The organism is Alteribacillus sp. JSM 102045, assembly GCF_041949975.1.
Taxonomy (GTDB): Bacteria; Bacillota; Bacilli; order Bacillales; family Marinococcaceae; genus Alteribacillus.
In genome coordinates, this window is the sequence record NZ_JBHFQG010000012.1 from 1 (window position 1) to 25,173 (window position 25,173).

25 protein-coding genes, 1 tRNA gene and 2 pseudogenes are annotated in these 25,173 nt (G+C 38.8%); 23 read left to right on the forward strand and 5 right to left on the reverse strand.

Annotated features, from left to right (window positions below):
• Positions 1–234: 234 nt before the first annotated feature.
• Both ACE1TI_RS21905 and ACE1TI_RS09980 read left to right on the forward strand, forming a co-directional pair.
• A pseudogene (locus ACE1TI_RS21905) lies at positions 235–489 on the forward strand (helix-turn-helix domain-containing protein); the annotation flags it as partial.
• 3 nt (positions 490–492) lie between these two features.
• A pseudogene (locus ACE1TI_RS09980) lies at positions 493–802 on the forward strand (group II intron maturase-specific domain-containing protein); the annotation flags it as partial.
• A gap of 89 nt (positions 803–891) precedes the next feature.
• Here the strand turns inward: ACE1TI_RS09980 and ACE1TI_RS09985 are convergent.
• Positions 892–1,878 (reverse strand): tyrosine-type recombinase/integrase, encoded by a 987-nt coding sequence (locus tag ACE1TI_RS09985; RefSeq protein ID WP_375007433.1) that lies wholly within the window; start codon positions 1,876–1,878, stop codon positions 892–894.
• Positions 1,879–2,017: 139 nt separating this feature from the next.
• Here ACE1TI_RS09985 and ACE1TI_RS09990 point away from each other — a divergent pair, with 139 nt between their 5' ends.
• The 5 genes from ACE1TI_RS09990 to glnA all read left to right on the forward strand — a co-directional run bounded on the left by ACE1TI_RS09990 (position 2,018) and on the right by glnA (position 7,450).
• Entirely contained in the window at positions 2,018–2,935 is a 918-nt protein-coding gene (locus tag ACE1TI_RS09990) for an AAA family ATPase (protein WP_375007434.1), read from the forward strand.
• Between the two features lie 14 nt (positions 2,936–2,949).
• Positions 2,950–4,203 carry a GTPase HflX gene (gene hflX, locus ACE1TI_RS09995; protein WP_375007435.1) on the forward strand — a complete coding sequence of 418 codons (1,254 nt, stop codon included), beginning with the start codon at positions 2,950–2,952 and terminating at the stop codon, positions 4,201–4,203.
• A 14-nt stretch (positions 4,204–4,217) separates the two neighbouring features.
• Positions 4,218–5,501, forward strand: coding sequence for a methionine gamma-lyase family protein (locus tag ACE1TI_RS10000; protein WP_375007436.1), 1,284 nt, complete (start codon positions 4,218–4,220; stop codon positions 5,499–5,501).
• A 120-nt stretch (positions 5,502–5,621) separates the two neighbouring features.
• Positions 5,622–6,020 (forward strand): MerR family transcriptional regulator, encoded by a 399-nt coding sequence (locus ACE1TI_RS10005; protein WP_375007437.1) that lies wholly within the window; start codon positions 5,622–5,624, stop codon positions 6,018–6,020.
• A 77-nt stretch (positions 6,021–6,097) separates the two neighbouring features.
• Positions 6,098–7,450 carry a type I glutamate--ammonia ligase gene (glnA, locus tag ACE1TI_RS10010; protein ID WP_375007438.1) on the forward strand — a complete coding sequence of 451 codons (1,353 nt, stop codon included), beginning with the start codon at positions 6,098–6,100 and terminating at the stop codon, positions 7,448–7,450.
• A 350-nt stretch (positions 7,451–7,800) separates the two neighbouring features.
• Here glnA and lexA read toward each other — a convergent pair whose 3' ends face one another.
• Positions 7,801–8,424 (reverse strand): transcriptional repressor LexA, encoded by a 624-nt coding sequence (gene lexA, locus ACE1TI_RS10015; RefSeq protein WP_375007439.1) that lies wholly within the window; start codon positions 8,422–8,424, stop codon positions 7,801–7,803.
• A gap of 161 nt (positions 8,425–8,585) precedes the next feature.
• Between lexA and ACE1TI_RS10020 the strand changes: the two genes are divergently transcribed.
• The 7 genes from ACE1TI_RS10020 (at position 8,586) to ACE1TI_RS10050 (ending at position 14,034) form a co-directional block, all read left to right on the forward strand.
• On the forward strand, positions 8,586–8,777 hold the full coding sequence (locus tag ACE1TI_RS10020; RefSeq protein WP_375007440.1) for a hypothetical protein: 192 nt from the start codon (positions 8,586–8,588) through the stop codon (positions 8,775–8,777).
• Between the two features lie 39 nt (positions 8,778–8,816).
• Positions 8,817–9,470 (forward strand): YneB family resolvase-like protein, encoded by a 654-nt coding sequence (locus ACE1TI_RS10025; RefSeq protein WP_375007441.1) that lies wholly within the window; start codon positions 8,817–8,819, stop codon positions 9,468–9,470.
• Positions 9,471–9,614: 144 nt separating this feature from the next.
• Complete coding sequence (locus tag ACE1TI_RS10030) at positions 9,615–9,854, forward strand: DUF896 domain-containing protein (protein ID WP_375007442.1); 240 nt, start codon at positions 9,615–9,617, stop codon at positions 9,852–9,854.
• A gap of 312 nt (positions 9,855–10,166) precedes the next feature.
• Positions 10,167–12,161, forward strand: a complete 1,995-nt coding sequence (tkt, locus tag ACE1TI_RS10035) for a transketolase (protein WP_375007443.1) — start codon at positions 10,167–10,169, stop codon at positions 12,159–12,161.
• Between the two features lie 258 nt (positions 12,162–12,419).
• On the forward strand, positions 12,420–12,857 hold the full coding sequence (gene sirA / locus ACE1TI_RS10040) for a sporulation inhibitor of replication protein SirA (protein WP_375007444.1): 438 nt from the start codon (positions 12,420–12,422) through the stop codon (positions 12,855–12,857).
• A 180-nt stretch (positions 12,858–13,037) separates the two neighbouring features.
• Positions 13,038–13,262 carry a YneF family protein gene (locus ACE1TI_RS10045; RefSeq protein ID WP_026701153.1) on the forward strand — a complete coding sequence of 75 codons (225 nt, stop codon included), beginning with the start codon at positions 13,038–13,040 and terminating at the stop codon, positions 13,260–13,262.
• Positions 13,263–13,530: 268 nt separating this feature from the next.
• Positions 13,531–14,034, forward strand: a complete 504-nt coding sequence (locus tag ACE1TI_RS10050; protein WP_375007520.1) for a CcdC family protein — start codon at positions 13,531–13,533, stop codon at positions 14,032–14,034.
• A gap of 44 nt (positions 14,035–14,078) precedes the next feature.
• On the opposite strand, the gene ACE1TI_RS10055 is transcribed toward ACE1TI_RS10050, so the two are convergent.
• Positions 14,079–14,507 (reverse strand): DUF2621 domain-containing protein, encoded by a 429-nt coding sequence (locus ACE1TI_RS10055; protein ID WP_375007445.1) that lies wholly within the window; start codon positions 14,505–14,507, stop codon positions 14,079–14,081.
• 133 nt (positions 14,508–14,640) lie between these two features.
• Here ACE1TI_RS10055 and ACE1TI_RS10060 point away from each other — a divergent pair, with 133 nt between their 5' ends.
• The 7 genes from ACE1TI_RS10060 (at position 14,641) to ACE1TI_RS10090 (ending at position 20,908) form a co-directional block, all read left to right on the forward strand.
• Positions 14,641–15,033 carry a hypothetical protein gene (locus ACE1TI_RS10060; RefSeq protein WP_375007446.1) on the forward strand — a complete coding sequence of 131 codons (393 nt, stop codon included), beginning with the start codon at positions 14,641–14,643 and terminating at the stop codon, positions 15,031–15,033.
• Positions 15,034–15,086: 53 nt separating this feature from the next.
• The gene (locus tag ACE1TI_RS10065) at positions 15,087–15,515 is read left to right on the forward strand and encodes a YueI family protein (protein ID WP_375007447.1); all 429 of its coding nucleotides are present in this window, start codon (positions 15,087–15,089) and stop codon (positions 15,513–15,515) included.
• Between the two features lie 615 nt (positions 15,516–16,130).
• Entirely contained in the window at positions 16,131–16,631 is a 501-nt protein-coding gene (gene ectA / locus ACE1TI_RS10070) for a diaminobutyrate acetyltransferase (protein ID WP_375007448.1), read from the forward strand.
• A gap of 25 nt (positions 16,632–16,656) precedes the next feature.
• Complete coding sequence (gene ectB / locus ACE1TI_RS10075) at positions 16,657–17,931, forward strand: diaminobutyrate--2-oxoglutarate transaminase (RefSeq protein WP_375007449.1); 1,275 nt, start codon at positions 16,657–16,659, stop codon at positions 17,929–17,931.
• A 528-nt stretch (positions 17,932–18,459) separates the two neighbouring features.
• The gene (locus ACE1TI_RS10080; RefSeq protein WP_375007450.1) at positions 18,460–19,185 is read left to right on the forward strand and encodes a YheC/YheD family protein; all 726 of its coding nucleotides are present in this window, start codon (positions 18,460–18,462) and stop codon (positions 19,183–19,185) included.
• 65 nt (positions 19,186–19,250) lie between these two features.
• On the forward strand, positions 19,251–20,003 hold the full coding sequence (locus ACE1TI_RS10085; RefSeq protein WP_375007451.1) for a YheC/YheD family protein: 753 nt from the start codon (positions 19,251–19,253) through the stop codon (positions 20,001–20,003).
• Between the two features lie 446 nt (positions 20,004–20,449).
• Complete coding sequence (locus ACE1TI_RS10090) at positions 20,450–20,908, forward strand: gamma-glutamylcyclotransferase family protein (protein ID WP_375007452.1); 459 nt, start codon at positions 20,450–20,452, stop codon at positions 20,906–20,908.
• 174 nt (positions 20,909–21,082) lie between these two features.
• Here the strand turns inward: ACE1TI_RS10090 and ACE1TI_RS10095 are convergent.
• Positions 21,083–21,179 (reverse strand) — tRNA-Sec (locus ACE1TI_RS10095).
• Positions 21,180–21,319: 140 nt separating this feature from the next.
• Here ACE1TI_RS10095 and selB point away from each other — a divergent pair.
• Positions 21,320–23,215, forward strand: coding sequence for a selenocysteine-specific translation elongation factor (gene selB / locus ACE1TI_RS10100; RefSeq protein WP_375007453.1), 1,896 nt, complete (start codon positions 21,320–21,322; stop codon positions 23,213–23,215).
• A 1-nt stretch (position 23,216) separates the two neighbouring features.
• Positions 23,217–24,251: a glycosyltransferase gene (locus tag ACE1TI_RS10105; protein ID WP_375007454.1), complete on the forward strand. Its 1,035-nt coding sequence runs from the start codon at positions 23,217–23,219 to the stop codon at positions 24,249–24,251.
• Positions 24,252–24,256: 5 nt separating this feature from the next.
• On the opposite strand, the gene ACE1TI_RS10110 is transcribed toward ACE1TI_RS10105, so the two are convergent.
• Positions 24,257–25,144: a selenium metabolism-associated LysR family transcriptional regulator gene (locus ACE1TI_RS10110; protein WP_375007455.1), complete on the reverse strand. Its 888-nt coding sequence runs from the start codon at positions 25,142–25,144 to the stop codon at positions 24,257–24,259.
• Positions 25,145–25,173 lie beyond the last annotated feature (29 nt).

The window sequence follows — 25,173 nt, forward strand, 5'->3', positions numbered from 1 at the left end:
GATCCTTCGGGGAGCCGACTCCTGTGAAGACACAGACAACTCCAGAACGGAGCCTGCTTAAGGGAGGAAGTGGTGAAGTCCACGGGGGACCTTGAGAGGGTGGAACAGGAGAGGAAGAGAACGAAGTGTATATAGTAACTTAAAAGTGAGCCACCATGACAATTGAAAACTGAGCCACTTTTGAGGAAAATAACCCTAATGACATATTAGGGGGAAATCTCAGGAGTGATTAAGTTGAAAGAGAAACAGATGATTATAAAACTATATTTGAATGGAATGAGCAGGAGAAAGATTGCCAAGAAAACAAAGAAATCTAGAAATACAGTTAGTAAATATATAAAAGAATATGAGAAAAGTAAGACGGAGGATGTTCGTAATCTACCGATTACAGAAGAGATCATGAAGCCGCCTACTTATAAAAAGAGAAGAGGGAGAAAGAGAGCATTAACGGAAGAAATTAAAAGCATTTTAAGAAGCTATATAAAGGAAAAGCTAGTTGGGTGGTGCGGGTACTTCGCCTTAGCCGACACGAGGAGCACGTTCAAGGCGCTTGATGAATGGATACGAAGACGATTGAGGATGTGTCTATGGAAAGAATGGAAATGGCCGCGTACACGTAAGAAGAACTTGATTCGCCTCGGAGTTCCCAAAGGGAAAGCGCATGAATGGGCGAATTCCAGGAAGGCCTATTGGAGAATTTCAGCCAGTCCAATACTACAAAGAACCCTAAAACAACTCCTACTGGAGCCGTTTAGGGTTGCGTGATCTGTTTACTAGATATCAATTCTTACGTCAATCTTAGAGAAACCGCCGTATGCGGATCCGTACGTACGGTGGTGTGAGAGGACGGAGGTTAATCACCTCCTCCTACTCGATTTACAGTAAATAACGTCAGGACTTCTTCGTGCTGCGCTCTTTTTCAACATAATCTATATATTTATTTAACGTTAAAATTGTCTGCAGACCAAGCATATCTTTCACTTGCTCAGGCGTTTGACCTTGTTGAAGAGAGCGAACGATAAAGGTATTCCGAAAGTGTCGAGCTGAAACGGCCCGGTCCAATCCAGCACGATTTCGTTCTTCTCGAATCATTTTTTGAATCGCAATTTCCGTTAAATTTTTCGGTGCATCTGTTTCATAACTCCAGCGGTAGGTTTGACGCTGAAAATCAAAAGCTACTAAAAAAGGATCTGCGGGCCTTTTAGGGCGAACCGGTTCTGGAATAACCTTGATATAGTGATAAAGAAGATTTTTATCTTTTTTAGATAATGAAATAGTACGGGGGTTGCCTGTTTCTTCTGGTATGGTTATTTCTCCTTTTCCTTGATTAATGTGAGCGGTCTTCAAAAGCGCTATTTCTTGCAGTCTTAGGCCATAATGCAAGAAGAGGGTAATGATCAATAAGTTACGAGGGGCGAGCAGAGGTCGTGCTGCTGCCTGTTTTGGGGACAGCCCTGCATCAGACGAAAGAGACCCAAGCAGTTTTTTTTCTTCATAACGCGTAAGGAGTTCTTCTTTTGCTAACTTGTTCCAAATCGATTCATCTAAATCAAGAGAAGCCATTGGATTAATATGTATTCTACCCGAACTGTATAAATAAGAAAAAAATCGTTTTAATACGGTTTGAATTCTTTTTAAAGTTCGAAGCGAATAGTGGCGGTGGTTTTCTAAAAAATAAAAATACTCTTCTACCATATGAGGGGTAATGCCCATTGCTTGGTGAACTTTTTCTTCCCCTTCTGTAACAGAAAGGTACCGAAAAAAATCGGCCAAATCATATCTATATCTATTAATGGTACTCCCTTTTCGTTGTTTTGCTGTAAGGCTGTCCAGAAAACGTTCCGCATCTTGCGGAAGCTGAAAAGCTGGCCCAGTCATATCAATCACCCTTTCGCGGCACAAGATAAGAACTTACTTTCGATTATAGCAAACGTACGAATCACCAATCAGCTTTTTTTGCGTATAGTATAGGTAAACGCCCGCTTTATATTTGCAAGAAGAGAGGGGATTGTTCGTGATGATACAAACAAAAGGCCGAGATAAAATTCAAATCACTATAAATTCAGCACAAAAGGGGGCTTCTCATAAAACCCAAAAAAACACACTTTCATCCGAACAGCATTACCCGCTTCTAAAGGCAGAGAAAAGTCTGGATACGATGATAGGGATGAAAAATGTAAAAGAGTTTGTGCGGGAAATGTATGCGCTTGTTTATGTAAACCAATGCAGAGAAAATGTTGAACTGCAGCCTACGCAGCAAAACCTTCACATGCTTTTTATTGGAAATCCGGGAACCGGTAAAACCACCGTAGCCAGAATAATGGCTGATATGTTAAAAGAAATGAAGGTCATTGAAAAAGGACATTTTATTGAAGCGGAGAGAGCGGACCTGGTTGGTGAGTATATTGGACAGACGGCACAAAAAACAAGAGACTTAATAAAAAAGGCCGAAGGAGGCATTCTGTTTATTGATGAAGCTTATTCCCTTGCAAGAGGCGGGGAAAAGGATTTTGGACGTGAAGCAGTAGATACGCTGGTAAAAGCAATGGAAGATCATCAACATAAGTTTATTCTCATTCTTGCAGGGTATCCCGATGAAATGAAGCGATTTTTAAAATTAAATCCTGGTCTCCCGTCAAGGTTTCCAAATACGTTGCAGTTTCATGATTTCACAGGTGCTCAAATGCTTGAACTATTTAAAAGAATGACTAAAGAAAAGGAATATCAATGTACACAAGAACTAATTGAAAAAATGAAAGCCCATTTTAATAAAGTTACTTACTTTAATGAAAAAAGTCATAATGGCAGGTACGTCCGCAATCTCATTGAGAGGATGATAAGACGGCATGCTGTTCGAGTATTAGAACAACAAAAATTAGATAAACAAACGCTCATGACATTAGAAATTGGGGACTTTATAATAGAAGAGGGCTGAAAAGAGGTGCATCTATGAAAGAAAAAGTGATTATTGTAGGCTGTCGTTTACAAGACCAAAAAGAAGAATCATTCCAAATGCTTATGGAAGAATTAAGAGCACTTGTTCATACAGCAGACGGAGAAGTAGTGGAGGAGATGGTGCAGACAAGGGAGCGTCCGCATCCAGCTACCTATATTGGAAAAGGTAAAGTTTCGGAGCTTTCTATTACAGCAGAAGAAAAAGAGGCAGATTCAATTGTGTTCAATGATGAATTGTCACCAGGCCAGGTCCGAAATTTAGATGATGAAATAAATGCCAGAGTCATCGACCGCACACAAATCATACTTGATATTTTTGCCTCGCGTGCTCAAACGAAAGAAGGTAAGATCCAAGTAGAACTAGCTCAGCTTATGTATCTTTTGCCGCGATTATCTGGACAAGGTCAAGTCCTTTCCCGTCTCGGAGGCGGTATCGGAACAAGAGGTCCAGGGGAGACAAAGCTTGAAACAGACCGGCGCCATATTCAAAAACGAATGGATGACTTAAAAAAGCAGCTTGCAGATGTTCAAGCACATAGAGAAAGTTACCGTAAACAGCGCCGCAAAAACAATGCAGTTCAATTTGCTTTGGTCGGTTATACAAACGCAGGAAAGTCGACACTTTTAAGTAGATTATCAGGTGCTGATACGTTTCAAGAAGATTTATTATTTGCTACACTTGACCCGCTTACTAGACAAATTGAACTTCCAACTGGTTATCAAGCATTGCTCACAGATACGGTAGGGTTTATACAGGACTTACCGACAACGTTAATTGCAGCCTTTCGTTCCACACTTGAAGAAGTAAAAGAAGCAGACATCCTCCTTCATGTAGTCGATGCTTCCCACCCGGAAGCCCATGAACAGATGGAGACGGTGGACAAGCTTTTGAGTGAACTAGAAGCAATTTCAATTCCTTCTATTACGGTATTTAACAAAAGAGACCAAGTACAGGAACCAACTGCTTTAACAAGATCTGACCAGCCGTCCATTTTTATATCAGCTTTCAATGAAAGCGACATTCAAGAACTGCGAATAATTATGGAAGAAACATTAAAACAGCAAATGAATTACTTTCATGTGAAAATTCCAGCGCAAGATGGTAAAAGTCTTTCAGATATCCAAAGATATACGCTGATTAAAAACGAGAAGCTGCTCGAAGAAGAAAATAGTTTTGATTTCAAAGGATATGTGCTCCCGAATCATCCAGTAAACGGAACCATAAAAAAATATGAAGCAAACATGTAGAAAGTTGGGAAAAAATGTCTGCACCTTGGCATGACAAGAAAGAATTAATAAAATTAGCCGAACAAGCAGAAACTAAAATACAGCCAATGATAAAACAGGCGGAAGAAACGGCTGATTGGAATCAGGCAAAGGTTTTAAACATTTTTAAAGAAGAAGGTGTTTCGTCCTTTCATTTTAATCCTTCCACTGGATATGGTTATGATGATACAGGCCGCGAAACACTTGACCGAATATATGCTAAAGTATTTGGTACCGAAAAAGCGATGGTCAGGCACCAGTTTATATCTGGAACCCATGCCATCACTGCAGCACTATTTGGAGTATTAAGGCCTAAAGAGCGGTTGGTATACGCAGGAATGCCCTATGATACGCTCCAAACAGCAATCGGCCTGTCTGAAAATAAACGAGGGTCCATGAAGGATTACGGTATTGCTTGTGATATTGCTCCCTTGGATTCAGAAGGATATCCGGACAGCAAAGCTATCCTCGACCGTGTTTATCCAGAAACAAGAGTGGTGGCATTGCAGCGTTCCAAAGGTTATGCGTCCCGTCCTTCTGTTTCGATGGAGAAAATGCAGAAAATAATAAATGAAATTAGAGCATACCGAAAAGACCTAATCATATTTGTAGATAATTGCTATGGAGAATTTGTTGAGAAAACAGAACCGGGGCATCTAGGTGCTGATTTGTTAGCTGGGTCATTAATAAAAAACCCGGGAGGCGGATTGGTTCGAACAGGCGGTTACATAGCAGGCAGAAAGCAATATGTAGACCAGGCAGCTTCAAGGTTTGCCGCTCCAGGTATAGGATTAGAAGGTGGAGCAACATTAAACAGCCTGCTTGAAATGTATCAAGGGTTGTTTTTGGCTCCTCATATTGTTTCACAAGCGTTGAAAGGTGCTTTTTATACGGCTGCTTTACTTGAAGAAGCTGGACTAGAAACATTTCCATCTTGCCTGGAAACAAGAACAGATCTTATCCAGGCAGTCACATTTAAAAACAAACAAAGTATGATCCGGTTTTGTCAGGCTATTCAGGAAGCATCCCCGGTTGACTCTATGGTAATACCAGAACCTTCTCCAATGCCAGGATATAAAGATGAAGTAATTATGGCTGCTGGTGCATTTATACAAGGCTCTAGTATTGAATTATCTGCTGATGGACCACTGCGGCCTCCTTATACGGCTTATATCCAAGGCGGCCTAACATTTTCCCATGTGAAATATGCCGTACAACAGGCATTGCATGCATTAATGAAAGAAGGTTTGCTACCAGAGCAACATAGCAATGAACAGTAATAGGTATAAAGGCATCCGACGTTTCTGAAAATTTCGATGTAAAAAAAGTTAACATGCACTTGACGAAAAACCTAACATCGTGTAGGATGAAAATATCTTCTTAAGGAAGGAGGCGGCCAGGTGAACGATAATATCCGGCGCAACATGCCTTTATTTCCTATTAGCATTGTGAAAAAGCTGACAGAATTGTCCGCACGCCAAATTCGTTATTATGAAGAACACGGTCTTGTATATCCGGCAAGAACCGAAGGCAATCAACGACTGTTTTCTTTTAATGACGTAGACAGGCTGTTAGAAATTAAGGCACTCATCGAACGAGGCGTAAATTTATCTGGAATTAAAGAAATTTTTGAATTACGCTCGCAGCATGAAGAAGAAAAGCCTAAGCCTGCTCTTAAGAACACAGAAAGTATGAGTGATAAAGAACTTCGCCGTCATTTGAAACATGAAGTGATGGCAGCAGGAAGGCAAGGCAGAACTTCTATGATTCAAGGACAATTGTCAAGGTTTTTCCATTGATCAGGTGATTTCCTTTTGTCTCAAGGACAAAAGATTTCATACTAATTTTTTTGAAACGAAGAGAGGAGACTCACCACATGGCCACCAAGTACACTAGAGAAGACATTACAAGAATGGCTGAAGAAGAAAACGTTAAATTTATTCGTCTGCAATTTACGGACCTTCAAGGAATTATTAAAAATGTAGAAATTCCAGTTGATCAACTTTCTAAAGCATTGGATAACAAAATGATGTTTGATGGTTCTTCCATTGAAGGTTTTGTAAGAATTGAAGAATCTGATATGTACTTATACCCTGATTTAGATACATGGGTAGTATTCCCTTGGACTCCGGAAAAAGGGAAAGTAGCTCGTCTTATTTGTGACATATATGAGCCAGGGGAAGTAGGAGGAGACCCAAAACCATTCGCCGGTGACCCTCGCGGAATCTTGAAGCGTGTATTAAAAGAAGCAGAAGAAATGGGCTTCACTGCTTTCAACATTGGTCCAGAGCCAGAGTTCTTCCTTTTTAAAAATGATGAAAAAGGCGAGCCTACCATGGAGCTTAATGATAAAGGCGGCTATTTTGACCTTGCTCCAACAGACCTCGGTGAAAACTGCCGTCGCGATATTGTGCTTGAGCTTGAAGACATGGGCTTTGAAATTGAAGCTTCTCACCACGAAGTTGCTCCTGGGCAGCATGAAATCGACTTTGAATACGCGGACGCTGTAACTACTTGTGATAACATTCAAACCTTTAAGCTTGTTGTAAAAACAATTGCAAGAAAACACGGGTTGCACGCAACATTTATGCCAAAGCCGTTATTTGGAGTAAATGGTTCTGGTATGCACTGTAATATGTCCTTGTTCAAAGGAAAAGAGAACACGTTCTATGATGAAAAGACAGATTCTCAATTGAGTGAAACAGCAATGCAGTTCTTAGGAGGTATTCTTGAGCATGCCCAGGCTTTCACTGCATTGACTAATCCGATTGTTAACTCTTATAAGCGTCTTGTTCCAGGATTTGAAGCACCAGTATATGTAGCATGGTCGCTTCGAAACAGAAGTCCGCTTGTGCGTATTCCTTCTTCTAGAGGATTAAGCACACGTGTAGAAGTAAGAAGTCCAGACCCTTCTGCTAACCCTTACCTTGCTATGGCAGCTATGCTAGCTGCAGGTCTCGATGGCATAAAGAGAAAACTGAACGCTCCAGAGCCAACGGATCGTAACATCTATGTGATGAGCAAAGAAGAGCGTGAAGAAGAAGGTATTAAAGATCTTCCTGCTGACCTAAAACAAGCATTGGACAGCCTTTTGAAAGATGAAGTGCTTGTCAACGCTATCGGACCTCATGCAATTGAGCATTTTGCAGAAGCAAAAGAAATCGAATGGGATATGTTTCGCTCTCAAGTACATCCTTGGGAAAGAGAACAATTCCTTTCCACATATTAATAAGATCCATAAACCCCTTGATGACCTCGCTGTTATCAAGGGTTTTTTAGGTGTTCTGTAACTGAATCCATTATGCTCCTTTTTCATAAATACATCTTTCAGCAAGAAATAAGGCTCCTCATCATGATTATATATCAATGAAAAATGAAAAAAATTTATGATGATACCGTGTACCATTAAATGTTTAAACAGCTCGTCAAAGATAACATAGATTATTAGGGAGGTAAGGTTTAAGGGGAGGGATAGATCGACCGTAACTTGCAGATTCATTCGCAGTCTCCAAGAACGAAAAAATACCCGGCTCATGCTGTATATCAGCAGCCGGGTAAACTATTTAAATAAGTACAAAATTAATGCAGTGTTCGAAATACTCCAGTAACTTTTCCTAGAATAGTGCAATTGTCTAAAATAATAGGTTCCATAGCAGCATTTTCCGGCTGCAGGCGAATGAAATTATCTTCTTTATAAAAACGTTTGACAGTCGCTTCTAACTCTTCTGTCATCGCTACGATAATATCCCCGTTGTCCGCAGTTTGCTGGTGTCTTACCACTACTAGGTCTCCGTCATAAATACCAGCCTCAATCATACTATCTCCTTGAATAGTTAATATGAATACTTTCTCATCAGAAACCATACGCTCTGGTAAGGGGATATACTCTTCAATGTTTTCAACAGCGGTAATAGGTTCACCCGCTGTAACTTTCCCCAAAACAGGAACATAAACAGCATTGCTTTCTGAGATTTGCGGTTGAACGTCTTCTAGTTCTAAAACTTCAATTGCTCTCGGTTTTGTCGGGTCTCGGCGTATTAATCCTTTATTTTCAAGCCTTGAGAGATGACCGTGTACAGTCGAACTTGATGCGAGCCCTACAGCTTCGCCTATTTCACGAACGGAAGGAGGATAGCCTTTTTGCCTGACTTCTTCTTTTATATAATCTAAAATTTGCTGCTGGCGTTTCGATAGTTTGGGCATCGGGTCAGCACCTCTATTTCTATTTTTTTCATATAAACAGTATAGCATGGAAAACATATGTACGCAAACACTCGTTCTAATCTTATCTTGACGGGAACAAAAGTTCTCTATATACTAATTCGTAACGGGAACATACATTCTTATTTATCGGAGGGTATTTAATGATTTTAAAAATGAAGAAGTTAAGCAGTCAGGAATGGGCTATTTTAATTCTTTTTATCATTTCTATTATTTCTCTTGTCTTAACTGTGCAATTAACTGCTCCTGAAGAAGAAAAAAGCATGTATGTAGACAGTATGGATGGACAAGAAGAGGATGTGCTAACCTATACATGGATCGAAAATGGACGCTGACTATATGAGAGGCTGAACAAATGAAGGAGAGAAAATATTTTGAAAAGCTGCATCATTTATTGCCGGGTAAGCACGAACAAAAAATCACAGCAGTCTTCCTTAACAAGACAGCAGGAGGAGCTAACCCGTTTATCGAAGGCAAAAGAATTTACAATTACTAAAATTATTACAGAAGAAGCGAGCGGATATTCCATTGAGCGAGAAGGGCTTCTTGAAGTATTGGATCTGTTGAGCTCACAAAAAGCCGAAGTATTATGTGTGCAGGATGATACGAGACTGGGGCGGGGAAATGCAAAAGTTGCTTTGCTTCATCAATTATTTAAATTAAATGTCCCCATTTATACGGTAAAAGACGAAGGAATTCTTGAGTTATCTGAAACCGATAATATGTTGATGGATATTTTGTCGATGGTGGAAGAACATCAAAGAAAACTTCATAATTTAAAAATAAAAAGAGGAATGAAACAAGCAATAGAAAACGGTTTTAAACCTGAAAAAAACCTCTCGGACCTCCAACAGGGCGGAAGAAAAAAGAAAAAAGCGCCGATAGATGAAATCGTCCGGCTCAGAAAACTCGAACTGACGTTTCGTGATATAGCGGCTACCTTGCGTGGTTTTGGATACGATGTTTCTAAAGCTACTGTACATAGAAGGTACAAAGAACATATAGAGAGCCTGAAAAATTCGGAGTAATTCTTTCTTTGTTTGAAAATAACGTATTTGAGAATGTTGAATGCCCTCTCATCGACTGCAGTGAGGTTTGCAAAATAAAAATAGATCATATAGATTAGAAGACAAGTTAAAAAAGCGGAATACCAGGGAGGTTATTATACATTTATGCTTTCTCAAGAGAAGATTGCACGTATTAATGAGCTGGCTAACCGTTCTAAAACCACTGGTTTAACGGAAAATGAAGAAAAAGAACAACAGCAGTTACGACAAGAATATTTATCTAAATTTCGATCCTCATTCAAAAGTCAGCTGCAGTCTGTTAAAGTAGTTGATCCAAACGGCAAGGATGTCACTCCCGACAAAGTCGTTAAAACGAAAAGTAACAATTCGAACTTTCGCCAATAGATTTATATAGTAGAAATGGAACCTGGTGGTTAAGTTAATTTTCCATCAGGTTTTTGTTATGAAAATTACTAGAATCAGGTTAAAAGGAAGTCAATCTGTTTACATTAAAGCTTCATAAATTTCCGAACAATCTATTTTATACCAATAAATAACAGCTAGAAAAATTATCGTTGTTATTTAAATGAACGAAGTGAAGCAAATGATATGCATAACGATTCCATGATAACCACCTTGTACAATCAGGATAGAACGTTTATGATTAAACACGTAGGTAATAATACATATTGAGTTGTGGGAAAGGAAGGGAATAACATGGCAGCTAAAAATGTGGAAGAATTAGCCATTAATACAATCCGAACATTATCTATTGACAGTATCGAAAAGGCCAATTCCGGCCACCCGGGGTTACCAATGGGGGCGGCTCCTATGGCTTATACATTATGGAGCAAATTTATGAAACATAATCCGGGCAATCCAGACTGGTTTGACCGCGATCGCTTTGTGTTATCAGCGGGACACGGTTCTATGCTATTATACAGTCTCCTTCATTTGAGCGGATATGATTTGTCATTGGATGAATTGAAAAACTTTAGACAATGGGACAGTAAAACACCGGGACACCCGGAATATGGCGATACTCCTGGAGTTGAAGCTACAACTGGACCGCTTGGACAGGGGCTTGCTATGGCAACAGGTATGGCTATGGCAGAACGCCATTTAGCTGCTGTGTATAATAAAGAAGACATTAAACTAGTAGACCATTACACTTATGTATTGTGCGGAGATGGAGATTTGATGGAAGGAGTCTCATCCGAATCCGCTTCGCTTGCGGGGCACTTAAAGCTTGAAAAGCTCATTGTGCTTTATGACTCTAATGATATTTCTCTTGACGGAGATTTACATCAATCTTTTTCCGAAGATGTATTAAAACGTTACGAAGCTTACGGTTGGCACACTATTCTAGTAGAAGACGGAAATGATATCGAAGCTATCGAAAAAGCGATTGAAGAAGCAAAAAATACAGACCGCCCTTCTATGATAGAAGTGAAAACAGAAATTGGATTTGGGTCTCCTAATAAAGGCGGGACGAATGCCGCACACGGTGCGCCATTAGGTGAAGACGAAGTAACCCTCGCTAAAGGATCTTACAAATGGGAGTTTGAAGAAGATTTTCATGTTCCTGCGGAGGTTATGGAACATTTTGCTAAAAGAAAAGCAGAAGGTGCCCGCAATGAACAAGAATGGAATGACAAATTAGAAACGTATAAAGAAAAATATCCTGAACTAGCTGAACAATTTATTCGTGCTGTAAAAGGAGAACTGCCGGCTGAATGGGAAAAAGACCTTCCTGTATATACTGAAGAAAAGCTGGCGACAAGAGCAGCATCTGGTGAAGTACTTCAAGCTATCTCAAAAGCAGTACCGTCTTTATTTGGCGGATCAGCTGACCTTGCTTCCTCTAATAAAACACTAATCAAGGAAGAAACAGACTTCAGCCGTGATAATTATAAAGGAAGAAACATTTGGTTTGGTGTACGTGAGTTTGCGATGGCAGCTGCAGGAAACGGCTTAAAACTGCACGGGGGTGTCCATCCTTATGTTTCTACCTTCCTCGTGTTTTCTGATTATTTGCGTCCGGCTCTGCGTTTAAGTGCTTTAATGGAACTGCCTGTTACTTATGTGTTTACTCATGACAGCATTGCCGTTGGTGAAGACGGTCCAACTCATGAACCAATTGAACAAACAACATCTTTACGGGCTATCCCTAACTTAAATGTTATTCGTCCGGCTGATGCAAATGAAACAACAGCAGCTTGGAAAGCAGCACTAGAGAGCGAAAATACACCAACGGCTCTAGTATTGACCCGTCAAGGTCTTCCAACCCTGTCTGGTACTGCAGAAAAAGCAGAAGAAGGAGTAAATAAAGGGGCGTATGTTCTTGCAGAATCAGCTAAACGTCCAGACATCCTGCTATTAGCAACAGGGTCTGAGGTGTCACTCGCTATTGAAACAAGACAAGAATTAGAGAAAGAGGGAATCAAAGCGAATGTAGTCAGCATGCCGAACTGGAAAGCATTTGATGAACAAGATGCAGCTTATCAAGAAGAAGTTCTTCCAGATGGAGTGCCAGCTTTAGCGTTAGAAATGGGAGCTTCCCACGGCTGGCATAAATATGTTGGTTATAAAGGAGCAGTTTTAGGAATTGACTGTTTTGGCGCCTCTGCTCCTGGAGATAAAATTGTTAAGGAATACGGGTTTACAGTAGAAAATGCAGTAGCCAAAGCTAAATCTTTATTAGATGAATAATAAAACCAAACGCTTCGTTAAAGAGACACGTTATAGTGCTCTTTTACGGAGCGTTTTTTAAATATTAATTATGGTACATTCAGGTAGTTCTCACATAGATATAGTTCCAAAGATGCAGTGTAGAAGAAACTCTTCTATATCTATGTTATCTATTTTTTATTCGACAAAATCAGTATTATTTATTTTCAGAAAATGACAGCACTTTTACTTGTTATAAGTTATTATAAAATTAAAGCAGTGAAGGGGGGAGAAAAACACATGACCCGGTATCAAATGGTTATTATTACAAAAGAAGTAGCTCTCCAATATTACCAATCAGAGGACAAGTTATTTCGTTTGTTTCTAGATTACAATCGTGCATATGAGTGGGCTCGTCCAGTTTTAGAAAAACAAATACGTTATATTACAGACGCTGTATTGCCTGTTCATTGGAATAACTCCCTGTCATGTTACCTGCAAGAATTAGGTTATAACGAAGAAAAGACGAAAGAAGGATATTCTTATTATTCTGAAAAATCGAACAACAATCTGTATGTCACGGAAAGGTACATCTATTTTCATCACGCGGGAAACTCAAAACAGGAGTGGGAAGTGTTTGATTGTATAAAAAACCTGTCGCCCTATGTATTCGCCGTGAATTTCGAGAAAGAAGCATATGGCTGGTTAAAGCCATTAAAAGTATTCTCTGTGTTATAATATCAATTCGCAGAGCTTACGATTTTTCATTTTATCCACTGTTGTTTGGAAGACCTCTATAAAGAAATATTGTCCCCCTCTTTTAATGACAGTAAGGATACGTTATAATTATATAGGTTAAACGTGGCAATTATTACAGAATATTTGTTTCAATGGTTTTAGAAGGAGGATAAAAGAGGAATGGACTGGCTTTGGTTTGTACTCGTTGGTGTGCTTTGTCTATTGGCGGGTGCTGCATTAGGATTTTTTATTGCACGAAAAACAATGATGAATTATTTAAAGAAAAACCCGCCAATCAATGAGCAAATGCTCCGGGTAATGATGATGCAAATGGGACAAAACCCATCGCAGAAGAAAATAAATCAAATGATGAAAGCTATGCAAAAGCAACAGGATAAAAAGTAAGGAAGAGGCTGTTTCAAAAGGAAGTGTAGAGCAATAAAGCTTTTTACACTTTACCGTTTTGAAGCAGTCTTTTCATTTGAAAACATCTCGTTCACTTAATGACTTCCATATTGCCGCATTTTGCTCGTCTATCGTATAGGATGTTTTCAACTTCTTAATTCCTGTTTGCATGCATTCTCTTTTACGTTGTATGATAGAAGTAATGTTTTTAATGAGCGTCCCTGCAATAGCAGCATATGATAACATGCAGGGAGGGGAGTTGGAAGAAATGAACAGCATGTTAATTGTTACTACAATTGGTGCCGCATTCATGGCTACAATCGCTATATTTATTCGAATGAAAGCGATAAAAAAACCGGCCTCCGTAAAGAAAATTATTTTACCACCTTTATTTATGTCGACAGGATTTCTAATGTTTTTATATGAACCAACCCATATTACTTTTTCACAGACGATTGAAGCATTATCGGTCGGCCTTATTTTTTCATTGCTGCTAATTAAGACGTCAAGCTTTGAAATTAGAGATCAACATATCTATATGAAGCGTTCCAAAGCTTTTGTTTTTATTTTATTCGGCCTCTTGATCGCAAGAATTCTATTTAAACTAATAATCGGTGATGCAATAAACATAGAAGAATTAGGAGCCATGTTTTTTATTTTGGCATATGGCATGATTATTCCGTGGCGGATATTTATGCTCGTTACTTATAAGAAAATGGAAAGACAAATGAGGCTGGAAGATAAAAATACTGCCATTGCGTTTCGGCCTTAATTTTAAAAAGGCTGTCCATCGATTACCGATTTGGGCAGCCTTTTTTAAGTAAATAAATGTTCGTAAGGAGCGACATCAATTTCCTTTTCCTTTAATTTTTTTCTTAAAAATTTGTGATCTCTTTTTGGAGTAGCGATAATATAACCGCGTATTAACAGATCTTCATTAATCAGGTTTGCGTTTTCTTCTAGTGCCAGTTCTCCAATTTTGCCGGCAATTTTTTCACGAGCCGTATCTCTGAACAGCTCAGGCACGGGTTCTACTAATTCCTCTAGCAGATCTTTTTTTTCCTGCGGCCACAGGTGAATGGTTTTTTCAAGATAATAATCCTGCCAATCTAAAATAGATTTACCATCTTCTTTGGGAAACCTCTTTAAAAACTTTCGAAACATAAAATATCCACCAATAAACATAATGACCGTAAGAAAAACAGACCAGAAAACAATAAACCACATGAACATATCAGAAGGCATCTGATTCACCTCATTTGCTGAATCTCATCGATATTTTATCATAGAACTAGAAAAAAAGCAGGATTAAAATCGTTTTCTATAATATAAAAATAATCCGGGTTTTGATATACTTCCTATGGAAAGGAGATTGTTTATGTGGATTGATATTACCAGTTATATTATTCATTGGATAATGGCCCTGTCTTTTTTTCTTATGATACCTTTGCCTTTCTTTTTAAAAGGAATGGAAGGGGAGAATCTATTATTTATTAAAAAAATTTACCGGCCGATCATTCACTTTGCTCATGCCGGCATAATAGGTTCAATAATAACCGGTTTGTTTCTCATTCAGGAATGGCTATCCTGGTGGACCATTGCCGTGTTTGTTCTCTGGTTAGTCATTGGAGCTTTCTTAGGTTTAACTGCCAAATCGCTTCGAATTTCCATGGAGAATAATCAATCGAACAGTTCATTATTAAAGCACAGCTGGATTCTCACTAGTGCAGTTTTAACTATGTTCATTTTGAAGTTTGCCAATTGGTTTTAGCGTAAATAATACATATTGATATGGTAATTGCACAGAAAGGAAGTATGAAAACGATGGCCGGCAAAGATGTTAACGATTATATTGAACAAGGAATCTACGGGCCAAAAGAAACAAAGCCGGATGAAAAAAGGAGATTTCTTGGGATGTACCGAGAGCGTATTCTTTTGGCGCTTACAAAAGAGCAAGTAATGGAAAAAGGAACATATTCAGAGGTAGAAGATGTGCTCCAATCTCACTCCGACGTGGTTATGGTGGTGAACGGGAAGTTGGGATATACGGCTTTATCTCCTTACACCAAAATAGCCAGCAAGTATGGAGTGCACGCAAAGCGCGTGACCAATATGGATAACAAAACAGACATTGGTCTCGTTCTAGCTAAAGATTACGCTGTAGATAAAGAATCTATTTTTATAGAAACAAAAAAAGAAGACCAAAAAACAAAAACAGAGAAAAAACCCTGGTGGAAAAGAATATTTAATTAACCTGTGATTCATCATCGGTTTTTTTATTGTTTATTACAAGTTGTGGATAACTATCTCCATATTGTTTGATCCGCGTCTAGCTTTAGCGCCCAGCCTCTCGGAGGCCCAAGAAGGTTTAAGGAACTTTTGCTAGAATCGCGAACATCGTGTTCGCAACGCAAAAGTCAGCACATCCTGTGCAAGCCAGTTCGACGTTGTCACAGGACGTGCTAATGTCGCCAATGCCACAGGACGTGGCGTTTTTGGCGACGAAAGTGCAACGCAGAAGTCACCACATCCTGTGGAAGTAAGAGCGCCTTTCATGACTGAAGAACATTTACCTGTCGAGGCTGATCAGGGCGCTTGCGCTTTTGTTCTTTGTGAGCTTAGCGCCAGGTAATGATTTTATGATCGCTTTCTTTGGAATAATTTATCCTACTTTAACTCGCTTTGCAACCTTTTTAATACGATTTACATTCCCCACAGAGCACTGCCATATTTCTACAACTATTCCCATCTGACCATTACCCTCTTTAAAATCCCTTCTTTGTAGAAATTTCAAAAATTGGGGAGAGATTTTACTTATAAGTGTTTGTTTTTTACAAATATTAAACCAATAAATAGTTTATGGAGGCGATGGAACTGGCGCCGGTAAAAACAATAACGTACCGACATCCTAAGATGGAAGATGGCAAAAATATTTGGAAGCTTATTCAGGAAATTGATGTGTTGGATTTAAATTCTGCTTATTACTACTTAATTTTTTGTGAGTATTTTAAAGATACATGCTTAGTAGCTGAAAATGAGGGTGAAATCGTAGGCTTTGTTTCTGGTTTTCGGCATCCAGAACATAGAGAGATTTTATTTGTCTGGCAGGTAGCTGTAGCAAAGTCCCAGCGTGGAGAAGGACTTGCCTCTAAACTTCTGCAAAAGCTTCTAGAATGTGACGAATGTGCAGATATTAGAGCCATTCAAACAACCATCTCACCTTCTAACAAAGCTTCTTACGGACTTTTTCAAAAGCTCGCTAAACAGCTGGGAGCAGATATGAAAAAAACAATGCGAATTCCACCTGAAGTCTTTCCAGGTAAAGATCACGAAGCGGAACAGACATACAAAATTAGTCCTATTCATTAAAATAAATAAGAAAAGGAGAAAAATGATGAGTATACAGATAAGCGCAGACTTAAACATTTTTAACGAGCATGAATCGGAAGTTCGCAGCTACTGCCGCAGTTTTCCAACTATTTTTTCTAAAGCACAAGGAGAATATTTATGGGATAAGGAAGGAAACAAATTTATTGATTTTTTTGCAGGAGCTGGGGCATTAAATTATGGTCATAATCATCCTAAAATGAAAGAAAAACTGTTAGAGTATGTTAACAAAGATGGGGTCACTCATGGCCTCGATATGGCAACAGAAGCAAAGGAAGAATTTATCAAACAGCTTCAACATATTATTCTTAAACCCAGGAACATGGCTTACAAAATGATGTTTCCGGGGCCGACTGGGACAAACGCTGTCGAAGGAGCCTTAAAATTAGCACGCAAGATTACCGGACGCGAAACAATAATGAGTTTTACCAATGCATTTCATGGTATGACATTAGGAGCTCTTTCTATAACAGGAAACCAATTTAAACGTCACGGAGCCGGTATCCCGCTTCATCATGCAGTCGTTATGCCCTATGACAATTTTTTAAAAGATGGAGCGGATTCAGTAAAGTATATGGAACAGTTTTTAGAAGACAATGGGAGCGGGGTATCTAAGCCGGCGGCTATCATTTTAGAGACAGTTCAAGGAGAAGGCGGTATTAATGTAGCCAGCTTTGAATGGCTTAAAAGAGTGGAAGAGCTGTGCCGGAAGTTTGACATTTTCTTAATTATTGATGATATACAAGCAGGTGTGGGTCGAACAGGATCATTCTTTAGTTTTGAACCAGCAGGAATTGAACCAGATATCATCTGTTTATCTAAATCTATAGGTGGATACGGTCTTCCATTTGCGATCACCTTAATGAAACCAGAACACGATATTTGGGAACCTGGCGAGCATAATGGTACATTTCGAGGGAACAATTTAGCGTTTGTGACAGCAGCTGAGGCATTACACTTCTGGGAAGATGATACGTTAATAAAAGAAGTAAAACGTAAAGGAAACACGGTTCAGGAACGGTTAGAAAAGCTGGTAAGCATCCATCCAGAACTGAAAGGAGAAGTGCGCGGCAGAGGCCTCATGAAAGGATTGGCCTGCACCGTGGAAGGGATGGGAAGTGATATTTGCTGCAAAGCCTTTGAAAATGGATTGATCCTTGAAACGGCAGGGATTAATGATGAAGTCGTAAAAGTCATGCCGCCCCTCAACATTAAAGATGAAGCCTTAGAAAAAGGTTTGAATATTTTAGAAGAAAGCATAAAAACGGTATTAAAGAAATAAACAAAAGGCACGATGGACATTTCCATGGTGCCTTTATTAATAGATAAGAGTATTTTATTCCGGGACATCTTCATACCAGCATTCATTGTTTCTCCAAGCATTTTTGCTATTGCAGACTGCACTTAAAGATATTTCATGGGAGTCGCCAGTTCCATGTGGCTCCGAACGGATTCCCTCTTGTATGGCTTTCTCTTCAATGAATGAATAATAAATTGGTATTGATTACTTGTTAAATGATTATCTTGAAGCTCGCGCAAAAAGACCCTCCTATCTTTTAGTGTTTGATGTTTTTATCAATACATGCATGCAGGAAAACGGAAAAGTCATTGGTGAATAAGCTAGAAAAAGGATTGGAAAGTGTGTTATACAACATTTCGGTTTCTTTCATACTAGATGCCTTTCCCACAGTTGTCAGCCTTTTTTCATTCAATTTCCCTTAAACAATGTATATACCCTTACTATCTTTTGTACTTTGAATAAACTAAATAGATATTTACAGCAGAACTCATAGAAGGAGGGAGAAAAGAAATGAAAATAAAAGGCAGAAATAAATGGAAGTTATACCTTGCTTTGAAAAAAAATAAAAAGCTCCGGCCTTATCTTGTTCCTACAAAAAAGTGGAGTAAAAACAATTTCGAGTATATGTTATCTAAATATCAATCTATCGTAGTGAAGCCAAATAAAGGTTTAAAGGCGAATGATATTTATTTTATTTCAAAGATAGATTCGGGTTATGAAATCCAAATATATGAAAAAAAAAATTACTTTTCAACACGTCAAGAAGCTTATAAATTTATGAAGAAAACGTTAAAAGATGTTGCCAATATTATTCAAAAACGAATTGATATAGCAAAAATAGACGGACGACCTTTTGATTTTCGGGTAATCATTCAAAGGAAAACATTATCATCTCCATGGACGGCCACGGCTTACAAAGTAAGGGTTGCTGGGAAAGGAAGAATGGTAACAAATGCCAGCAAGGGCGGTCATCTTTTGACTTTTAAAGAGGCAATGGAAAAAAGGGCTGTTCCTGGAGACAAAATGGAGCAGTTGATAGAGCACATTAAATACGTATCGGTTACGGCGGCAAAGGCATTAAATGCTTATTATCCTAAAAAACGTCTTTACGGGATAGATATCGGAATGATGAATGATGAATCCCTTCACATTTTTGAAATTAACCGTAAACCTTTACTAAAAGGATTTACCAAAAAACACCAAAAAATGATAAAAAGGTTTAGAAAAGGAGGTTAATCCTTGTTTCGTTTCTTTGCTGTGTTTTTATAACTGAAAATATAAAAAGAAAGAGTGATGATAGGGTGGTAAAAAGATTAAAAGGAAGAAATAAATATAAAATGTATTTAGCCCTGAAAGAAAACAAAGCACTTCAATCATACCTTCCTTATACAGTGAGGTGGAGCAAACAAAATTTTTATAGGATGTTGAAAAAATATCGATCTTTAGTAGTGAAACCAAGAAATGGACGGCAGGGCCAAAGAATATACTTTGTAAACAAAACAAAGAAAAAATATGTTGTTCATATTAACAAAATAAAAAAGGTTTTTAAGACAAGAAAAGATGTTTTCAACTATCTTAGTCAATTTACAAGGAAGAGAAAATTCATTATTCAAGAAGAGATTGATCTTGCAAGAATCGATGGAAAGCGTTTTGATTTCAGGATTATTATACAGCGGCTCTCACGTAAGGATAATTGGGTAGTGAATGGTATCATTGCGAGAAAAGCAGGTAAAGGTTACAAAGTAACAAACAAGCGGCGCCATGGAATTGTGCTGCCATTACAAGAAGCGATGAATAAATTGAATATCAATGAAGAAGTAAAAGTTTCTAAGGTGAAAGAAGTAAAGGACACTGCTCACTTGGCTGCTGTTACTTTAGGGCGTTCTTTTCCTAATCAACGAATATTTGGCGTAGATATTGGTATGAAAGAAAATGGTTCGCTTTATATTTTTGAGTTAAATCGATGGCCATTAATAGCCGGCTTCAAAGGCTTAAAAGATCAAACGCAATATAAAAAAATAATCGAATATAAACGAAAAGCAAAAAAATCATAACGATTGTGCTGTTAGAAAATGACAAATGGTGGAATGCAGTAAAACATTCTAGCAGTTGTGTAACTGAAACAAAAGATGGGTCATATATTTGACAGTACTACATCTTTGAGGAGGATACTGCTGATATATTGATTTTTCGTAATTATTTGAATTATGCTTCTATTTACTACTATAATCCCTAAAGAACCGGTTGACCCTGATCTTTTGTATCAATCAGCACATCAAATAAAGTAGCTTTAGAATGAGGCAGCTATGGTAGTGGATAAACTTTCCGCTTTAAAAGAATTCGGATGGAATTTAAATCTCAAATAGAGGATATTGACTGCTGCAAATTATTGCGTTGGAATTAAAAGAGATTGTTGTTCTTTGCTCGCTATTTGTTATAATACGAAAATAACCATTTTCCATCATTAGAAGGAAAAATCAGCTATTGGAGGATTATTAACGTGTATTATTTTGCTTACGGTTCGTGCATGAATGTTAAAGATATTAAAAGAACAGTATATGCCAGACCTATAGGAGCAGCTGTACTTAAAGATTATCGTTTTGGCTATCGTGCTTATTCGAAGTCTCGGAAAGGCGGAGTAGCAGACATCATTCCAGACCCGGGAAATGAAGTTGAAGGCATTTTATTCGAAGTTCCTGACTTTAAAGGATTGGATAATAGAGAAGGTCATCCTCATTTTTATGAACGAATTGAAACAGAAGTACAGTTATTAGATACGAAAGAATGGATTGAAGCTAAAACATACAGTGTGGTGGAAAAATCTGACGCAGATATTGCTCCTTTCTCTTATTACTCCGGATTAATTTTTGAAGGAGCAAAAGAGCTGACTCAGGAATATCAGCAAAAAATTAGAGCACTCACCGAAAAGCTTCAAAAAGGACCTGAAAGTTATGAATAAATTTCTAAACCCTTTTGACTCAAAGCAGCACTAAGGTTTATTCATTTTACAGCAGATAAAAAAAGCGATAAAGCCATAACCATAGCTTTATCGCTTTTTTTAGATTCTAATTCCAAGTTAAGAAAGATATGTATCGACTGAATGCCGTTTGTGTTCGAAGATTAAACTAATATTTGGCGGGACCGTCTGGGAATCGAACCCAGCGGAGACGGCACGCGCCTCCCTGAAGGTTTTGAAGACCTCGGCGTGCACCAGCATCGCAACCGGCCCCATATTCTTTTACGAGATGTATTTTACCCGCTCTGCCGTTACATTGCAATCAGATAGAATTATTTTCAATCCTTGCTTACCTATAGTAAGATGTACACATAATTATTGTACATACGATCGAGCATAAAGGCGGGAAGTTAAATGGGAAAACGGATGTTTACAATAGGAATGGCTGGTCATATTGATCACGGGAAGACAACGCTCACCAAAGCGTTAACGCAAATAGATACCGACCGTTTAAAAGAAGAAAAAGAGCGCAATATCTCAATTGAACCAGGTTTTGCTCCTTTACAATTAACAGAGGAGATGGATGTTTCCATAATAGATGTACCAGGCCATGAGCGCTTTATTCGTCAAATGATTGCCGGAGTAGCAGGAATTGATGCTGTAGTCCTGACAGTGGCAGCGGATGAAGGGGTCATGCCGCAAACGAAAGAGCATCTGGACATTTTATCTTTGCTTGATGTAAAAGGCGGCCTTATTGCCGTAACAAAGGCGGATAAAGTAGATGATGATTTACTGGAGCTTGCTGGGGAAGATATTCGAGAAGAAGTAAAAGGCACACCGTTTGAACGCGCAGATATGGTGTTTGTCGATAGTGTATCTGGACGCGGAGTGGAAGAGGTACGCAAACATTTAATTAAAATGCTTGCAACGGTGCCGGTGCGAAATGAAAAAGATGCTTTCCGGCTGCCCATTGACCAGGTGTTTACGGTTCACGGACAAGGTACTGTCGTTCGCGGCACCGTATATGAAGGGACCATCCGTGATGGGGAAACAGTGCAGATTCTGCCTTCACGAAAGCATACAAAAATTAGACAGCTACAAATTCACGGAAACCAGGTTTCAAAAGGAGTAGCCGGGCAGCGGCTTGCAATGAATCTAAGTGGGGTTTCAAAAGAAGAAATAAAGCGCGGAGATGTGGCAGTTTCTGCTGAACATTATGTTACGACACAGATTATTCATATTGTGTTATTCACTTCGAAAGAATTTTTATATGCTTTAAAACAGCGCGGCCATATTAAACTACATCTTGGCACGGCAGAAGTGTATGGAAGAATTGTGTTTTTTGACCGTAATCTCCTAGAGCCAGGAGAGCATAAAGTCGTTTGTCAATTAAGATTAGAAGAGCCAGTTGTTACAAAACGAGAAGACCGGTTTATTTTACGCCGCCCTTCACCGGTAGAGACAATAGGAGGGGGCTGGGTTATTAATCCTCACGGGGAACGTCTTCCATTTGGTGAAAAGTCGGTAAAGCGTCTAGAAAACGAACTACAAGGTACTCCTGAAGAACACATAAAAACAGCTCTTCATGAAGAGAAATGGCTGACAAGAGAAGAAGTTGCAAAACAAGCAGGCCTAACGAAAGAAGATGCGGATGAACTGGTACAGCAATTAATAGACGAAAGCACCATTTGGGAGACTTCCAATAAGAAACTCGTCTTGATAGAGGAGTATGAACAGTTTAAAGAACATCTAATAGATGAATTAGCAGATTATCACGATGCTTATCCTTTGAGGTTCGGTAAGAATAAAGAAGAATTAGAAGCTGTAAAAACAGGTGTGCTGCCAAAAGAGTTAAATGACCGATTTTTAGAAGAAGCAGAGAAACAAGAAAAAATAAAGAAAATAAAACAGTATGTATCTCTTTTTTCCTTTTCACCAACTTACCCAAAAGGCTGGGAAAAACGAATGAAGCAATTGTTGGAAACGTGGAGAAATGACGGCATTGCTGTGAAACCTTGGACTGAATATGCTAAAGAGCAAGGCATACCCAAAGATCTTTCCGAGGAACTAAGATGGTCTTTGCTGCAAGCTGAAAAAGCAGCGTCAATGGATGAAAAACATATATGGGATATAAAGCAGATTCATGCAGCTGCAGAACAACTGCGTGCTATCCATCCCGATTCATTTACCCTTCAACAGGCAAAAGAAGTGCTGGGTGTAACTAGAAAATACCTGGTACCCCTGCTGGAATGGATGGACCATGCAGCAATTACAAAAAGAATAGATCAGGAAAGAGTGTGGCGTGACTAACATGAAAGAAAAAAAAACGTTAAACATATTATATTTGACGCCGTATTTTTCCTCTAAACGCGGAAATGCTACAACAGCGAAACGCATGCAGGAATATTTAAAGAAAGCTGGTCTCAAAGTAAACGTCTTTGCTTTTGATGAGGAAGCAGGCTCGATAGAGGGATATTTGGCTCAAGTAGATATAGTTCATGCCCTTCATGTAAGACGGACAGCTGAATGGCTTTCCTCGACGGGAATATCTATTCAAAAACCGTTCATTATTACAACAGGCGGAACAGATATTAATGTTGATTTAAAAGAAAAACATAAAAAGAACAGAATGCAGAAGCTTTTAGAGAAAGCTGATGCTTTAACAGTATTTACTAAGGATGGTAAAGAAAAAGTGCTGCGTCATTTTCCGCAGTTCAGTGAAAAAGTACAGGTTATTCCGCAAGCGGTACCACTGCCAATAACCAACAAAGAAGTACAATTTTCTCTTCCAGCCGGCAGCCCAAATATATTACTTCCGGCTGGTCTTAGGCCAGTAAAAGATGTATTGTATGTCCTCAAAGAGCTTGATGAACTAAAACAAATTTTTTGTAATCTTGAATTTGTACTCATTGGAGAAGCTTTGGATGAAGATGTCGAAATGCAGGTGATCCGGGCAGCAAAGCAGCGTCCTTGGTTTACTTATCTTCCACCTGTAGAGCAGGAAGAAATGCACGCTTTATATGATTGGGCCGATGCAGTCATAAACACATCTCAATCAGAAGGGCAGCCAGTCAGCCTTTTAGAAGGGATGAGTGAAGGGGTGCCTGTATTAGCAAGAAACAACCCAGGTAATCAGAGTGTCATAAAGCACAGTTATAACGGCTATTTGTTTTCCTCCCCGGAAGAATTTTTCAAGTTGTTCTACCAGTTGTTTTCGCATCAGAACTTATATAAGAGATTATCAGAGCAGGCGCGTGATTATGTTTTTACCCACCATCATCCAGAGGAGGAAGCTGATAAATATATAAGGTTGTATAAAAAAATACTTCAACAAATATGCAAGTAATTTTATTAGGTCTGGCTATTGTTTACTTTCCAAATATCGGCTGTCCTTTTGAAAGCGGCCACCGTTTCTTTAGTCTCAGCACTTTTAGAATAAGTAACATAAAAATCTCTTTCATTTGGTAAAAATCCTTTAAACACGCACCCTCTTGCTTGAGAAGAAGAAAGAGCAAATTCAGATAGAAACCCATAACCTATCCCCGCTTCTACAAGAGAAAGCAATCCTTCTGTATTCGGTACGACAGCTGCTGTTTCTAATTCTGCAAGAGTTCCATCCCAGTCATTCAAAGCACTCTCAACGGCTTGATACGTACCGGATCCTTGCTTTCTTTTCACGAAAGCAAAAGACTGCAGTTCAGAAAAACTCGTAACCGGTTTTGATTGGACACCTGGAGGACCAATAATAGCGAGACGGTCTTTTAAAAGCGGATAGGAATGAAAAGCAGATGAGGATGTTTTCGTACCAACCACAGCAATATCTATTTTATTTTCAGTAAGCAAGGTTAACACACTGTTAGAATCATCTATGTAAAGGTTCAAGCGCAAATGTGGAAACCGCTCATGACATTCTTTACATAAAGACGGCAAAAAATAAGTACCTGGAGTTGTACTTGCTCCGATCCGTAAGGTTTGTGTGTACTTTTGGCTGCGCTTTTTGCAGAGTGTGCGGAGGTTTTTCCATTCATCCATCATTTTTTTAGCTTTTTCATGCACTAATTGTCCTTCTTCTGTTAAAGCGGTGGTTTGCCGGTTTATTAATTGACTGCCAAGCTCTTGTTCCAAACTTTTCAACTGCTTGGTTACGGTAGACTGTGAGACCCCCAGTTGGTATGCGGTTTGTGAAAAACTGCGACAGGCCGCTAGCTCTATAAAAACCTCTAATTGTTTTTCGTTCATAATTTTCTCCTTTTATAAGGCTAAATCCT